The 13,760-nt window shown below is 38.8% G+C and carries 16 protein-coding genes; 3 read left to right on the top strand and 13 right to left on the bottom strand.

The window, feature by feature from the left end; translation table 11 throughout:
* Window positions 1–4 precede the first annotated feature (4 nt).
* The 8 genes from resB to SB717_RS08565 form a co-directional block, all read right to left on the bottom strand.
* Entirely contained in the window at window positions 5–1,627 is a 1,623-nt protein-coding gene (resB, locus tag SB717_RS08600) for a cytochrome c biogenesis protein ResB (RefSeq protein WP_029714570.1), read from the bottom strand.
* 12 nt (window positions 1,628–1,639) lie between these two features.
* Window positions 1,640–2,161, bottom strand: coding sequence for a thiol-disulfide oxidoreductase ResA (gene resA, locus SB717_RS08595; protein ID WP_410903577.1), 522 nt, complete (start codon window positions 2,159–2,161; stop codon window positions 1,640–1,642).
* Window positions 2,162–2,359: 198 nt separating this feature from the next.
* Window positions 2,360–3,085, bottom strand: a complete 726-nt coding sequence (locus SB717_RS08590) for a pseudouridine synthase (protein ID WP_029714568.1) — start codon at window positions 3,083–3,085, stop codon at window positions 2,360–2,362.
* A gap of 86 nt (window positions 3,086–3,171) precedes the next feature.
* A complete protein-coding gene (locus tag SB717_RS08585) occupies window positions 3,172–3,705 on the bottom strand; it encodes a spore maturation protein (protein WP_013084923.1) in 534 nt (177 codons plus the stop codon).
* Window positions 3,702–4,301, bottom strand: coding sequence for a nucleoside recognition domain-containing protein (locus SB717_RS08580; RefSeq protein WP_013059057.1), 600 nt, complete (start codon window positions 4,299–4,301; stop codon window positions 3,702–3,704). The genes SB717_RS08585 and SB717_RS08580 overlap by 4 nt, the downstream gene beginning before the upstream one ends.
* Window positions 4,294–5,442 (bottom strand): D-alanyl-D-alanine carboxypeptidase family protein, encoded by a 1,149-nt coding sequence (locus SB717_RS08575; RefSeq protein WP_410903576.1) that lies wholly within the window; start codon window positions 5,440–5,442, stop codon window positions 4,294–4,296. Before SB717_RS08575 ends, SB717_RS08580 begins: the two co-directional genes overlap by 8 nt.
* A 118-nt stretch (window positions 5,443–5,560) precedes the next feature.
* Complete coding sequence (gene scpB, locus SB717_RS08570; RefSeq protein WP_013059059.1) at window positions 5,561–6,133, bottom strand: SMC-Scp complex subunit ScpB; 573 nt, start codon at window positions 6,131–6,133, stop codon at window positions 5,561–5,563.
* On the bottom strand, window positions 6,130–6,885 hold the full coding sequence (locus SB717_RS08565; RefSeq protein WP_081350898.1) for a segregation/condensation protein A: 756 nt from the start codon (window positions 6,883–6,885) through the stop codon (window positions 6,130–6,132). The genes scpB and SB717_RS08565 overlap by 4 nt, the downstream gene beginning before the upstream one ends.
* A 198-nt stretch (window positions 6,886–7,083) precedes the next feature.
* Here SB717_RS08565 and SB717_RS08560 point away from each other — a divergent pair, with 198 nt between their 5' ends.
* The gene (locus SB717_RS08560) at window positions 7,084–7,182 is read left to right on the top strand and encodes a YjcZ family sporulation protein (RefSeq protein WP_170836726.1); all 99 of its coding nucleotides are present in this window, start codon (window positions 7,084–7,086) and stop codon (window positions 7,180–7,182) included.
* 132 nt (window positions 7,183–7,314) lie between these two features.
* A complete protein-coding gene (locus SB717_RS08555) occupies window positions 7,315–7,836 on the top strand; it encodes a DUF309 domain-containing protein (protein ID WP_074677421.1) in 522 nt (173 codons plus the stop codon).
* A 74-nt stretch (window positions 7,837–7,910) separates the two neighbouring features.
* Here the strand turns inward: SB717_RS08555 and SB717_RS08550 are convergent, their stop codons facing one another.
* Window positions 7,911–8,264: a GNAT family N-acetyltransferase gene (locus SB717_RS08550; RefSeq protein ID WP_013059063.1), complete on the bottom strand. Its 354-nt coding sequence runs from the start codon at window positions 8,262–8,264 to the stop codon at window positions 7,911–7,913.
* 244 nt (window positions 8,265–8,508) lie between these two features.
* Entirely contained in the window at window positions 8,509–8,943 is a 435-nt protein-coding gene (locus tag SB717_RS08545) for a peptidylprolyl isomerase (RefSeq protein WP_013059064.1), read from the bottom strand.
* A 389-nt stretch (window positions 8,944–9,332) separates the two neighbouring features.
* On the opposite strand from SB717_RS08545, the gene SB717_RS08540 reads away from it, so the two are divergent.
* On the top strand, window positions 9,333–10,208 hold the full coding sequence (locus SB717_RS08540) for a DUF1002 domain-containing protein (RefSeq protein ID WP_013059065.1): 876 nt from the start codon (window positions 9,333–9,335) through the stop codon (window positions 10,206–10,208).
* Between the two features lie 48 nt (window positions 10,209–10,256).
* Here SB717_RS08540 and lysA read toward each other — a convergent pair whose 3' ends face one another.
* The 3 genes from lysA to spoVAEA form a co-directional block, all read right to left on the bottom strand.
* A complete protein-coding gene (gene lysA, locus SB717_RS08535) occupies window positions 10,257–11,576 on the bottom strand; it encodes a diaminopimelate decarboxylase (RefSeq protein ID WP_410903575.1) in 1,320 nt (439 codons plus the stop codon).
* 138 nt (window positions 11,577–11,714) lie between these two features.
* Window positions 11,715–13,196 carry a spore germination protein gene (locus SB717_RS08530; protein WP_074677425.1) on the bottom strand — a complete coding sequence of 494 codons (1,482 nt, stop codon included), beginning with the start codon at window positions 13,194–13,196 and terminating at the stop codon, window positions 11,715–11,717.
* A complete protein-coding gene (gene spoVAEA, locus SB717_RS08525) occupies window positions 13,189–13,755 on the bottom strand; it encodes a stage V sporulation protein SpoVABEA (protein WP_074677427.1) in 567 nt (188 codons plus the stop codon). Before spoVAEA ends, SB717_RS08530 begins: the two co-directional genes overlap by 8 nt.
* Between the last annotated feature and the right edge of the window lie 5 nt (window positions 13,756–13,760).

The raw sequence follows: 13,760 nt of genomic DNA, 5'->3' as shown, positions 1-13,760 counted from the left end.
CCTCCTATTTTGTTTCTTTATCATTTTGGTCCTTCAGCTGTGTAAGGGATGTTGATTCTAATAAACCATTTAATTCTTTTTTAAGACCATACCAGTTTTTATTTGTATGTGCGGCCAACCATATCTCATTATTGACTTTCTGAATCCACATGCGACGATGATTCCAATACATCCCTTGAATCACACCAATCATAAAGATGGCTCCGCCCATCCCTAAAAACCAAAGCGTATAGTCTCTGCGAACGGTTAATCCCGTTACATTTTTCGTTTCCACACCAGCAAAGGTCATTTTATAATCGTTATTTCCTAGCGGCTCCAAGTTCTCTCTAATTCCAACAAAAGCAACTTCGCCTTTTTTATGCTGAGGCGTAATCATTTTAAATACAAAAGCCGGGTTGTTAGGCACTCTTGTCTTTGTATTTGGATTTCCTTCATCATCAAAGAAAAAGTCCGGAAAGTAACTCATGAGCTTGACTTTATATCCGTTTTTTAAATCATATGTTTCTTTTGGATTATGTAAATCTACTGTAAGTGAACCAACGTTTCTATTTGCATTTTTATCTGTTAAATGGAAAGACATAGAGCTAAACTCATTTAACTTGAAGTCCACTTGGTACATGGCATATCCTTCAAACTTAAGCGGCTGATTCACACGAATCTCTGAATCTTTTATTTTCTTTAGCTTTGGGTCTGCTCCCGGTATACGCTTTCCTTCGCGCTTATACAGACTAACATCCGCTTCATATTTTTTGGCTACTTTATTATTCCCTGCACGATCAATTGCTTCTTGAAACACGGCACTTTCACTATCTTTATCATACGTTTCAACAGTAAAACGATGGTTTTTCAAAAAATACTCTCCGTTCGTCCCAGGAATAACTTTTGTTTCACCTTCACGGATCCAAAGAACTTCATCTATATACATACCTGGTACAAATCTAAGCATAGCACCTAGTAAAAAGATAATGAGACCGATATGATTAACGTATGGACCCCATCTTGAGAAGCGTCCTTTTTCAGCCAGCAGATTGCCGTTTTCTTCGCGAATAGAGTATCTTCTTTTTTTAAGCATGCTTTTTACATGTTCATAATCTTGATCCGTCCACGATGACGAAGTGCTATATAAACGCTGCCTTTTTAAGAAGTTTGGATGTTTTGTTACACTCTGCTTTTTTAGAGCTCGGTACAAAGGTACTACTCGATCTAAACTGCAAATGACTAACGACATCCCTAAAGCAGCAATTAAAAGCAAGTACCACCAAGATTCATATAAATGATGAAAACCTAACTTATAATAAAGCTCTCCTGTCCATCCATATTCCTTTTGATAATACTCATCGGCTGTCACATTAGGAGGTATGTAAGCTTCTTGAGGATAAATGGTTCCGACTGCAGACGCAACAAGCGTCACAATAATGATCCAAATGCCTACCTTTACAGAAGAGAAAAAATTCCATACTTTATCGATAACTGTTTTATTGTACGTTTGCGATCGCCTTGCGCTTCCTTCATAACGCATATCTACTAATTTTTCAGTTGTTTCTTCTGCAATTGGTTTACCACAGGCTTCACACAAAATCGTACCATGCGGGTTAACGTGTCCACACTCACATTTCACGTGTTTCATTGTCAACACTCCCTATGGTTTAATTTCTTCCATATCTTCTTTTATTTTAGATTCTTCCAACCCGCCAATAAAGCTGTCTACAATCTTTCCGTTTTTATCAATTAAAAATGTAGTCGGAAGAGGATCTATCCCGTACGCACCCAAAACTTGTGAATCTTTATCCATCAAAATTGGAAACGATAGCCCGTATTGTTTAGCAAATTGCTCTACTGCTATATTCGTTTCTGCAACGTTAACAGCTAAAATTTCAACGCCTTGCTTTTTATATGCTGCATACTGCTTTTCCATAGCCGGCATCTCTTGTTTACAGGGCTTGCACCATGTTCCCCAAAAATTCAAAAAAACTCCTTTACCTTTGTAATCTGATAGCTGATGAGTTTCTCCATTAATATCTCTTAATATAAAGTCAGGTGCCTCATCTCCTACCGCTACCTTTTGTTTATCAGCAAAAAATTGAGCATAAAGGGTATATCCAACCGCGCACAGTAAAATTGCTAATATAACTGTTCGAATAATCAAGCGCTTTTTTTTCATGGCACGAACTCCTTTTAACCGCTTTCAATACGCTTTTTTTCTACCATTATATCATTTTTTTGGTAGTGGCTTTCCGATAATATTTCGACGTTTCTGTGAAGTCTTCCTCTCATTCTACAAGTTCGACATTTTTTCGAAAAACCTTGCTTGATTTTCTAATTCACGACATTTTTCATAAAAAAAACAGGTAAGTGAAAATTACTTACCTGTTTGAGACATTGAATATAATTGTTTGACTTCATGAGCTGTAAGCTCGCGTGCTTCTCCTGCATTTAATCCGCGTAAGTCTAAAGGTCCGTAGCGCTCACGTTTTAACTTTAATACAGAATGTCCGATTGCATCGAACATGCGACGTACTTGACGATTTTTCCCTTCGTGAATCGTCAGTTCTACGATCGCCGTCTGCTTGCCTTTATCAATGGAAAGAACTTTTGCACGAGCTGGTGCTGTTTTTCCGTCTTCAAGCATCACTCCGCGCTGCAGCTGTCTGATTTTTTCACGACTTGGAATTCCTTTAATTTTAGCCACATACACTTTGTCCACTTCAAATTTCGGGTGCATTAGCTGATTGGCAAATTCACCGTCATTTGTTAAAAGAAGTAGACCCGACGTATCATAGTCCAGACGTCCAATGGGATAAATTCTTTCTTCTACATGTGGAAAGAAATCAACGACTGTTTTTCTTCCTTTGTCGTCGTTAGCAGCTGAAATCACGCCTCTTGGTTTGTATAGCATAAAATAAACGGGTGCTTCGCTTTCTACCGGCACTTCGTCTACTTCAATTTTATCGTTAGGACCTACTTTCGTGCCCAATTCTTTTACAACTTTTCCATTTACTTTCACTCGGCCTTGGCCGATTAATTCTTCAGCTTTACGTCTTGATGCTACACCTGCGTGAGCAATCACTTTTTGTAATCGTTCCATTAACACTTCACCTCTTGTAACATCTTACTTGTTTACGAAGTAATACACAAGTCTATTTGCTACACAGAGGTAGAATTTTCGATTTCTTACCGGCCAAATACAAGGATTACGATGACAACTGATGCAATAATCCCTACCAAATCTGCCAGTAAACCAACTTTCAGCGCATCTCCCATTTTTTTAATGCCTACCGCTCCGAAATAAACCGTTAAAATATAAAACGTGGTATCTGTACTTCCCTGCATGGTCGATGCCAAACGACCGATAAAAGAATCAGGTCCGTATGTAGAAATTAGATCCGTCGTGATACCAAGGGCAGCCGTTCCAGATATCGGTTTAATAAGAGCTAAAGGTACAATTTCTGCCGGAACGCCAACTGCTTGCAGCATAGGTTTTAAAACAGATAAGAAAAAATCAAGGGCTCCTGAAGCTCGAAAAATAGAGATGCTCACTAACATGCCGACTAAGTAAGGAATGATGGAAAAAGCAATTTGTAATCCGTCTTTTCCTCCCTCTACAAACTTTTCATACGTAGGAATTTTTTTATAGGTTCCATAAAGTAAAATACATCCTACGATAAGAGGAATAAACATCAATGATACTTGATTAAGCATCGTCATTTTCGTTTTCCTCCTTTTCGTGTACGTCGATAATAAAAGAAGCGATCAATGATGATAGCTCCTATCGTAGCTACAACAGTTGCTAAAAGCGTGGTACCCACAATTTCAGTAGGATTAGCCGAGTTATACGTAATTCGAATGGCAATAACTGTGGTCGGTATAAGCGTTAAGCTGGTTGTGTTAAGTGCTAAAAGTGTGATCATAGAACGGCTTGCTTCATCTCTGTCGCCGTTCAGTTTTTTAAGCTGCTCCATCGCTTTAATGCCAAGAGGAGTTGCCGCATTCCCGAGTCCAAACATATTCGCCATCATATTGGACAATATGTACCCTAAGGCCGGATGATCTTTTGGAACATCAGGGAAAAGTCTGGTAATAATGGGTCGAAATAGTTTCGCTAACTTGTCGAGAAGCCCAGCACTTTGAGCAATATTCATCATACCTAACCAAAAGACCAGCACGCTGATTAACCCAATGCTGATGGTCACCGCTTCGCCTGCTCCTTGAAAAATTGCTTTGTTTACATCACCAATTTTCCCATTTATAATTGCAAAAACAATTCCGATAATGGTCAGCAGCATCCAAATAATATTAACCATCTGTTTTGGCTCCAGACTGAATAAACATTAATCGCTTCACTCGATCAAAGAAACCTTTTTGCTGCTCGGCTTGCTTTTCGAAATAAATAGGAACACTGTCAATCGTTTCTCCACTTCTATAAATATCGAGCTTCCCTACCACATTTGGAACTTCCCCCATTTCTTTCCACTTCTTTTTAGGCTGAATTAACGTTGTTTTCACTTCTACAGAGCTCTGCTCTTTTTTTGTAAGAGGATAGACGACATTTCGTTTAATATACAGCTGATCTTTATAAAAGGAATCCTTTATATCTGCCAATTCGCCTTTTGCAGCCAAACTGGTCATATCATATTTATCAAATGCATTTTCATACATGGAAATGTGATCGTTCCAATCATCTGGCGCATTAATCGTTACGGCGATTAAATTCATTCCATCTTTTGTAGCAGTTGTCACAAGCGTTCGTTTTGCTAATTTTGTATATCCTGTTTTTCCGCCAGTACAGTATGCATATAGTGTTGTCAGCAGTTTATTTTTGTTTTTCCACACTCGATCCCATTTCTCTTCAGGGTGCTTCATTCGATAGACTTTTGTTCCTGAAATCTCTTTGAAAATTTTATTATTCATTGCATAGCGCATGAGCAGAGCCATATCGTACGCTGTTGAGCGATGATTTTCATGATCGTCTAATCCATGCGGATTTTGAAATGTTGTATTCGTCATGCCAATTTCTTCTGCTTTTTTATTCATCAAATAAACAAATCCATCTTCGCTTCCTCCAACGGCTTCTGCGATAGCTACAGCAGCATCATTACCTGAACGAAGCATTAAGCCATACACTAAATCTTTTAATTTTATTTTTTCACCTTCAACTAAATACACAGAAGAACCTTCAACGCCAACTGCCTTGTGGCTAACGGTAACTGTTTTATTTATTTTGCCAGATTCAATCGCCAGTATTGCTGTCATAATTTTTGTGATGCTAGCAATCCGGCTAACTTGATCTGCATTTTTAGCATATAACACTCTTCCTGACTTCTGTTCCATCAAAATAGCACTATGAGCACTTACACTCCCTGCTGCAGATGATACGGAAGGCCAACCGCTGAGACATAGCAGTACAATAAATAGATAGATGATACTTTTTTTGCTTCTTTTCATGTCATCCCCGTCCCTCTACCTGTTTGTACAAGTTTATGCTCGTCTTTTTTGGTTATGAATGAAAAGATTTGTCCATACAAAAAAGAACATAGAAAAAAGTCTATGTTCTTTTACGGTTTTACTTCATTTCTTGAAACGATTGAAAAAACAAATCTGCCTCTTGATCGGTTCCTTCTTGTAATAAATCTTCTGGAAGCGGCGGCAGCTCTTCGATACTTTTAAGCCCAAAATAGCCTAAAAATTCTTTCGTCGTCCCGTACAGGATGGCACGCCCTGCACCTTCCGCTCGTCCCACTTCTTTTAACAGAACCTTTCCAATTAAAGTTTGAAGAGGCCTTTCCGTTTTCACGCCGCGAATCTCTTCGATTTCAGCTCTTGTAATTGGCTGCTTATATGCTACAATAGCTAACGTTTCAAGCGCTGCTTGTGACAATGATTGATTAGCAGGAGCTTCTACGAGCTTCTCAATATATGGTGCATACTCTTTTTTTGTAACAAGCTGATACGCCCCTCCTATTTCAACGAGTGTAACTCCTCTGAACTTACACTCTTGCTCTAAGCTCTCCAAAGCACCTTGAATGTCTTCATGAGGCTTTTCTATAATCTCAGCTAACCGGCTAATAGATAGACCTTCATCACCAGAAACAAAAAGTAAGCTCTCAATAATAGCCTGTAGATTATTCGTTGTCATTCCTCTTCATTCCTTTCTCGATACGATACATAAAGCTCGTCTAGATTGTGCTGCTGTTCCACAACGATTTTATTTTCTTTCATTAATTCCAGCACAGCTAAAAACGTTACAACAATATGATCACGCTCTTGATAAGGAAACAGCTGATAAAAACTTTTTTTCCCTTTAAAGGCTTTTAATTCATTCACAATTTCACTCATGCGCTTGTCAATTGGAATGTCTTGCCTTGCTATTTTCGTCTGCATAGGCTTTTTGTTTTGCTTTCGTTTCATCAACTTTTGAAAAGCACTTAGCATATCATACAGTGATATATCCAATCCTTCGTCCTGAGGCTGCGTACGTTCTTCTGCATTTATTTGCACATTACTTGGAGGTTTTGTATACACATGACTTTGGTCTTCTTCCAGCTTTTGAAGCTCTACTGCCGCTTCTTTAAACTTTCGATATTCAATTAAGCGCTGCATCAATTCTTCACGCGGATCTTCTTCATCGACCATTTCAATTTCATCCATATCTTCTTCATACGTAGGCAGAAGCATTTTACTTTTAATTTGAAGCAAAGTTGCTGCCATGACTAGATATTCACTGGCAACGTCTAGCTGAAGCTCATTCATTGTATGTATAAACATCATATATTGCTCAGTAATTGTCGCTACTGGGATATCGTAAATATCAATTTCAAATCGGTTAATCAAATGCAGAAGAAGATCTAAAGGTCCTTCAAACGCATCTACTTTTACACTATACTCCACTTTTATCTCACCAACACTTTTCAATTGCTTATCATTTCTGCTGCTTTATATAACGTTACTATCATTAGTATAGAGGATTATAGACACATGTCCAATACAAATTAACGTAAAAATAGGTCATTTGCCCATACAAAAAGTTTAAACATACATATGATGTCAAGGTAATAACATTTTGAAATGACTAAAGGAGGAACTCGCATGGGTGAAAAATCTTGTGGATACGGTAGCGGTTTCGCTTTAATTGTTGTACTGTTTATTTTATTAATTATTGTTGGTTGTTCTTGCTTACGCTTCTAACCACACATATTGAATAAAAACAAACGTGTTCGCCATACCTTGAGCACGTTTGTCTCTTTAAAGGCACAGCGCTGATGAATAGCTAACTTTTGTGATACACTACATATAGAGTCTTACCAGGAGGGAACAAGATTGTATTCACAAGCCTATATTGATTATTTAGTTCATTTTCATGGCGACCGGGATTACTTTGAATGTCATGAACTGCTAGAAGAACACTGGAAAAAAGACGAAAGAGGACATCGCAATATTATTTGGGTTGGCCTTATTCAAATTGCTGTTTCACTCTATCATCATCGACGCCAAAATTTAGCCGGAGCCAAAAGAACGATGCAAAAGGCACTGGCCATTTTAACGAAGGAAGAAGAAAATATTACACAGCTTGGACTTAATTATCCTTCACTGCTTAAACTTCTTCGTAAACAATTAGCTTTAATCGATACCTATCAGCCATATAAAAGTATTAACTTGCCTATTGAAGATCCAGCATTATTACGAGCTTGCAAACAAAGAAGCACTGATAAACAGCTTGTCTGGTTATCAGCTTCTAATCTGCAAAATGATGCGATTATTCATCGTCACAGTACGCGAGATCGTTCAGATGTGATTGCGGAAAGACAAGCGAACTTATTGGCAAAACAAAACAACAGGTAGCTAGAAGCTACCTGTTGTTTTATGATGACTACGATGTGAAAGAAGCTTTCGCCCCTTAACTAATCATGCTTTTTTTATTCATCCGCCTGACACTTTTCATAAAACGGAGCGATGATTTCACTCGGCTTAATTTGTGCAGTCGTATACATTTCTTTAAGAGCTTTAATCATTTTTTTGCCAATGCCCTGTTGGCGGTGTGAAGGGTTTACACTGACGTGTTGAACCTCAATCAAACTTTTATCGAGCATAGAAATGCCAACAATTCCAATAATATCTTCTTCTTGCTTCCAAAGATACAGCTGCCAATGTTCGTTTTGCTCATATTCTTTCATCGTTTGTTGAAGTTTTTTCAAATCTTTTTCCGTAGGTACAAACGATAGAAGACCCATGGCAATTTTTTCATAGTTTCGTTTATAGCGAATAAGCATACGATTCTCCCTCGTCCTCAAACTTTCCTACAAATTAATGCGCTGCGTTTTTTACTGCTTTTATCATACAAAATTTATAAGTAAATAGCAATATTACACAAAAGCTTGTCATATGTCATGCGCGTATGAGAAACCTAATCTATTACGCTTTTTGAGCTGTTGCGCGAAGAAAAAACGCCGTAACCCCCTGCAAAAGGTTGTTATGACGTTTTATTAGCTGATATCCATTTATGGAAGTATGCTCTTATTCTTCCCAGACTTTTACTTCTTTCATTACGTCGCCATTTTTCATTTTTAACACTGTATCAAGTCCTTCTGTTACTTTTCCAAATACAGTGTGAACACCGTTCAAATGAGGCTGTGGCTCGTGAACAAGAAAGAACTGGCTGCCGCCTGTGTCTTTACCAGCATGTGCCATTGATAGAGAACCCGCTTCGTGTTTGTGAGGGTTTCCTTCTGTTTCACATTTAATTGAATAGCCAGGGCCGCCAGCACCTGTACCAGTTGGGTCTCCTCCTTGAGAAACAAACCCAGGGATAACGCGGTGGAACGTTACGCCGTTGTAAAATCCTTCATTAGCTAACTTTTCAAAGTTTTCTACTGTTCCTGGTGCTTCGTTCGGAAATAAGTCGATTAGAATTTTTTCGCCATTTTCCATTAAAATACTTGCTTTTTTCATATAAATGACCTCCAATATATGTATTAGTACCGCTACAGGCTCTATCTTCCCCGTCAAAGCGGCAAAACGTAAAAGTTGTAAATGCCACCTAGAGGCAGAACACTTACATTTATAAACTCACTCTATTCTACTACAAACAAGCTCATGAATTCAATGAATGCACTTTTTCACTTTCTTCTCGTAGGGCTCTAAATAAAAAATAGTAGTTGTGAGATGAAACTTTTTATAGTATCATCCGTCTAATACAGTGATGGAGATACATAGATTTCATTTTATATAGAAATCTACGCCTCTAGACTGATTTATGGGAAAATGATGAATTGACTCTGTTACTTCAGACCTGCCCGTATTATAATAGGGCAAGTATGGGATTAAAGGAGGAAAAAGGTTTGAAATTAACGATAAAAGCAATGATGGTGACATTAGGTCTTCTTCTATTCCTAACCGCACCCTTAAAAAGTTTTGCAGATGCTGCTCCTGGCGATGTGATTATTACATTAGGTCAGGACTTAACCAGCTCTCAGAAACAGCAGGTATTAAATGACCTTGATGCACCAAGCAATGCTCAAACAGTAACCGTGACAAACCAAGAAGAGCATGAATACTTAGGTGACTTTATTCCAAAGGCTACTATTGGATCTCGTGCTATTTCATCTTCTAGTATTACCCTTGGTTCAAAAGATTCTGGTTTAAGCGTATCAACTCAAAATATTAATGGTATTACAGACGACATGTATATTAATGCTTTGATGACCGCCGGCGTTAAAGATGCAAAAATCCAGATTACCGCTCCATTTGAAGTATCTGGTACAGCTGCTTTAACAGGTATTATGAAAGCATATGAAGTTCAAACAGATCAAAAAATCCCAGAAGAAGTAAAAAAAGCAGCTAATGAAGAGATGGTCCAGACATCTGAGCTTGGTGAAAAAATCGGTAAAGAAAAAGCAGCGCAGTTTATGGCAACAATCAAAGAAGAAATTGCCAAAGAAAATCCTCAAACAAAGGACGATTTACGCACGTTAATTCAGCGAGTGGCTGATGATTTAGGTATTAAATTAACAGATTCAGAGCTTAATACACTTGTTGACTTTTTCAATCGTTTAAAAGATATGAATATCGATTGGAATCAAGTAAAAGACCAGCTTTCCGCGACAAAGGAAAAAGTAACAACATTTCTTCAGTCAGAAGAAGGCCAATCATTTCTTGATAAATTAAAGCAATTCTTTGTTGATATTATTAATGCTATTAAATCGTTATTCTCATAAAAAAAGAGCCTCTTGAACAAGAGGCTCTTTTTTTACGTTAATCACTCGTTACTTTTTTACCGTCACTTTGTATTTCACGTCATTTTTTACAATGTCTTCATACGTTTCGCGTTTTACGACTAGCTGTGCTTCTCCATCTTCTACGAACACGACAGCTGGCTTTGGCAAACGGTTATAGTGACTTGCCATAGAATAACCGTATGCTCCTGTACAAAACATCGCTAATAAATCATCTGGGTTTGCTTTTGGAAGGTGTACATCCCACATCAGCATATCCCCCGATTCGCAGCACTTACCCGCAATGGATACAAGCTCATCACTCTCATCATTCATTCGATTGGCAATGACCGCTTCATATTTCGCTTGATACAGCGCAGGACGGATATTGTCGTTCATTCCTCCATCAATGGCTACATATTCACGTACATTAGGTACATGCTTACGAGAACCGATCGAATACAGAGTCGTTCCAGCATCTCCTACAAGAGAGCGGCCGGGCTCAATCCAAATTTCAGGGATTTCTACCTCTAACTGTTTAGACTGCTTTTTGACCTCTTCTATAATCACTTCCACATACTGCGAAACAGGAATAGGCTGATCTTCTTCCGTATAACGAATGCCAAAGCCGCCGCCTAGATTTAATACTTGCGGAACAAATTCTATACGTTGTTTCCACTCTTTCATTTTTGCAAAAAGCTTTTGAGTCGCCATAATAAATCCGGTTGTTTCAAAAATTTGAGATCCTATATGACAGTGAATACCTAAAAGTTCTAGCCCCTTGCTATCTTGCACAAGACGCACAGCTTCATCTGCTTGACCGTTTTGAAGATCAAACCCGAACTTCGAGTCTTCCTGCCCTGTCAAGATATAATCATGTGTATGAGCTTCAATTCCGGGTGTTAATCTGAGAAGAACAGACATCTTTTTTTGATACTGTTCCGTTATTTCCTGAAGCAATGCAATTTCATAAAAATTATCAACTACAATGCATCCTACATCTTCTTTGATGGCCATTTCTAGTTCTGCTCGGCTTTTATTGTTTCCATGAAAATGAATCCGTTCTTTCGGAAAGTCAGCTGCTAAGGCCGTATACAATTCTCCTCCCGAAACAACGTCTAAAGAAAGACCTTCTTCGTGAACGACTTGGACCATGGCAATTGTCGAAAACGCTTTGCTTGCATAAGCAACCTGCGCCTTTACCCCATGCTTTTCAAAGGTTTCTTTAAATCCTCTAGCACGCTGCCGAATTAAAGCTACGTCATATACGTAAAGAGGTGTCCCAAAATTTGATGCTAATTCAACCGTATCAACTCCACCAATTTCAAGATGACTCTGTTTATTTATGCGACTTGTTCCGTGTAAAAACATGCTTTGACCCCGTTCCTGTGTATAGTGTAAAAAAGACAGTTAACGGCAATTCGCTGCTAACTGTCTAAATATTTATTATTTTCCATATTTAAAACAAATCTATCACATCTTCATACAGGTTTCAACCACATATTTTATTTAAGGTTTTGCAGGCTGGCGGTCTTTATCCTGCGGATGCACAATACTAGGACGCGGATTTGCTCCAGGAACCGGTGTGCGAATGATAATCTGCCATAAAGCCTGCGGGTTGAATGGAAGAAACGGCCACAAATAAGGCGTATTCAATGATTTTAATCGCGCCATATAGAGAATGATACACGTTGTTGCAATAAGAAACCCTGGAGTATGAAAGGCCGCAACAAAAATTAACAGAAACAATCGCAGCATTTTATTTGCTACTGCTAACTCGTAGCTTGGCGTTGAAAAAGAACCAATGGACGCAATAGCTACATAAAGAATAACTTCCGGAACAAACAATCCTACATCAATGGCAATCTGTCCAATGAGTGCTGCAGCAATTAAACCCATAGCAGTAGCAAGCGGTGTCGGCGTATGAATGGCGGCCATCCTCAGGAACTCAACCCCTAGATCGGCTAAGAAAATCTGGATAACTGTCGGAATATTTGTTGCTTCGTTTGGCCCAATAAATTGCAATTTTGCCGGCAGCAAGTCTGGCTCAAGTACAAATAACAGCCATAACGGTAATAAGAAAAGAGAAGCAAGAATTCCTAAAAACCGTATCCAGCGGATAAACGTACCGACCGAAGGAGCCTGCCTGTATTCTTCTGCATGCTGCACGTGATGAAACAGCGTAGTTGGCGTAATAATAACGCTTGGAGACGTATCTGTAATAATGATCACATGCCCTTCTAGTACATGAGCTGCTGCTGTGTCCGGACGTTCTGTATAGCGTACCATTGGAAAAGGATTAATTCCTTGTTTGACTAAAAACTCTTCAATTGATTTGTCAGCCATCGGCAAACCATCTACATCAATAGCTTCCAGTTCATCTTTTATAAGTTTAACCAGTCCTGGATCAGCTACCCCCTTTATGTACCCAATCGCTACGTCTAGTTTCGAACGTTCGCCTACCTTCATAATTTCAAAACGAAATCTTCCGTCACGAATTCGTCTTCTTGTTAACGCTGTATTGATAATGATGTTTTCAGTGTACCCATCTCTTGCTCCGCGAATTACTTTCTCTGTATCCGCTTCTTCAGGGGATCTGCCAGGATATGTACGCACATCGACTTCAAAGCCAACTTCTTCACCGTCAATTAAAACGAATAGCAGTCCTGATAAAACCGACACCATTCCATCATCCAGCGTCTTTAAAGGCTTGACTTGCTGATGAATAAGACGGTTTTCAACAATATCCTTTAGCTTTGCCCGTTCAACTTCATTATCATTAATCTGAACGAGGACTTTTGTAATTTCAATGATAAATGAACTATCGCACAGTCCTGTTACATAATAAACATGAACTTCTCGATCTAAAATAAGTAGCTTGCGCACGCCCACATCAAAACTTGTGTTCATGCTAGCGTTTTCTTTGAACCACTGATCGTTTTTTTGCACTTTTGAAAAAATAGCTGTTTTCTGCTCTGCTGGCTTACCCAAACGAACCGCTCCTTTCTAAAATAAGTCTTGCTGCTTTTTCTGTAACAGGACATCCCAGTTTAATATCATCCATCCTGGCCATTTTGCCGATATCCCCTATTCCTACAACTAAGGGAATATCGAGCTGGTCCAAGCAGTAAACTGTATCTCCATTAATTCGTCCGACTTCTAACTCTTGAATTCCGCTTTTATCCACGCCGTAATGCGATATTTCCCCAAAACGATCAATGGTCACATCCACTCTTGTCCATTCGCTTTGATGAGTACGTGATGCAACAGCGATCACTCCAAGAACTTCTACTTGAGGATGCTTTGCTACATGGAGCAAAGCAATTTCCCCAGGTCCTTCCTCTAAGAAACCGCTATCGTCAAACATCACAAAGACGGGGTCATATGGTGCTTGAAGAATTAAATCTACTGTTTGACTACCTGTTAACGTAGTAGGGTTTCCATATGACCTCGAAATGCATCTGCCACCAACCGATTGGGCTACATGCTCAATGGCTTTGCGCGCATATTCATCCCCATCGGTTACAATAATGACCCTTCTTTTTTTCATAATCT

It is taken from the genome of Priestia sp. SIMBA_032 (assembly GCF_046535215.1).
Classification (GTDB): Bacteria; Bacillota; Bacilli; order Bacillales; family Bacillaceae_H; genus Priestia; species Priestia aryabhattai.
Note: the sequence above shows the minus strand (reverse complement) of the source record. Positions and strands in the feature narration are given on the sequence as shown.

Coding starts and splice junctions, on each gene's coding strand:
- resB (WP_029714570.1), bottom strand. CDS start 1,627: ATGAAACACGTGAAATGTGAGTGTGGACACGTTAACCCGCATGGTACG.
- resA (WP_410903577.1), bottom strand. CDS start 2,161: ATGAAAAAAAAGCGCTTGATTATTCGAACAGTTATATTAGCAATTTTA.
- SB717_RS08590 (WP_029714568.1), bottom strand. CDS start 3,085: ATGGAACGATTACAAAAAGTGATTGCTCACGCAGGTGTAGCATCAAGA.
- SB717_RS08585 (WP_013084923.1), bottom strand. CDS start 3,705: ATGACGATGCTTAATCAAGTATCATTGATGTTTATTCCTCTTATCGTA.
- SB717_RS08580 (WP_013059057.1), bottom strand. CDS start 4,301: ATGGTTAATATTATTTGGATGCTGCTGACCATTATCGGAATTGTTTTT.
- SB717_RS08575 (WP_410903576.1), bottom strand. CDS start 5,442: ATGAAAAGAAGCAAAAAAAGTATCATCTATCTATTTATTGTACTGCTA.
- scpB (WP_013059059.1), bottom strand. CDS start 6,133: ATGACAACGAATAATCTACAGGCTATTATTGAGAGCTTACTTTTTGTT.
- SB717_RS08560 (WP_170836726.1), top strand. CDS start 7,084: ATGGGTGAAAAATCTTGTGGATACGGTAGCGGTTTCGCTTTAATTGTT.
- SB717_RS08550 (WP_013059063.1), bottom strand. CDS start 8,264: ATGCTTATTCGCTATAAACGAAACTATGAAAAAATTGCCATGGGTCTT.
- SB717_RS08545 (WP_013059064.1), bottom strand. CDS start 8,943: ATGAAAAAAGCAAGTATTTTAATGGAAAATGGCGAAAAAATTCTAATC.
- lysA (WP_410903575.1), bottom strand. CDS start 11,576: ATGTTTTTACACGGAACAAGTCGCATAAATAAACAGAGTCATCTTGAA.
- spoVAEA (WP_074677427.1), bottom strand. CDS start 13,755: ATGAAAAAAAGAAGGGTCATTATTGTAACCGATGGGGATGAATATGCG.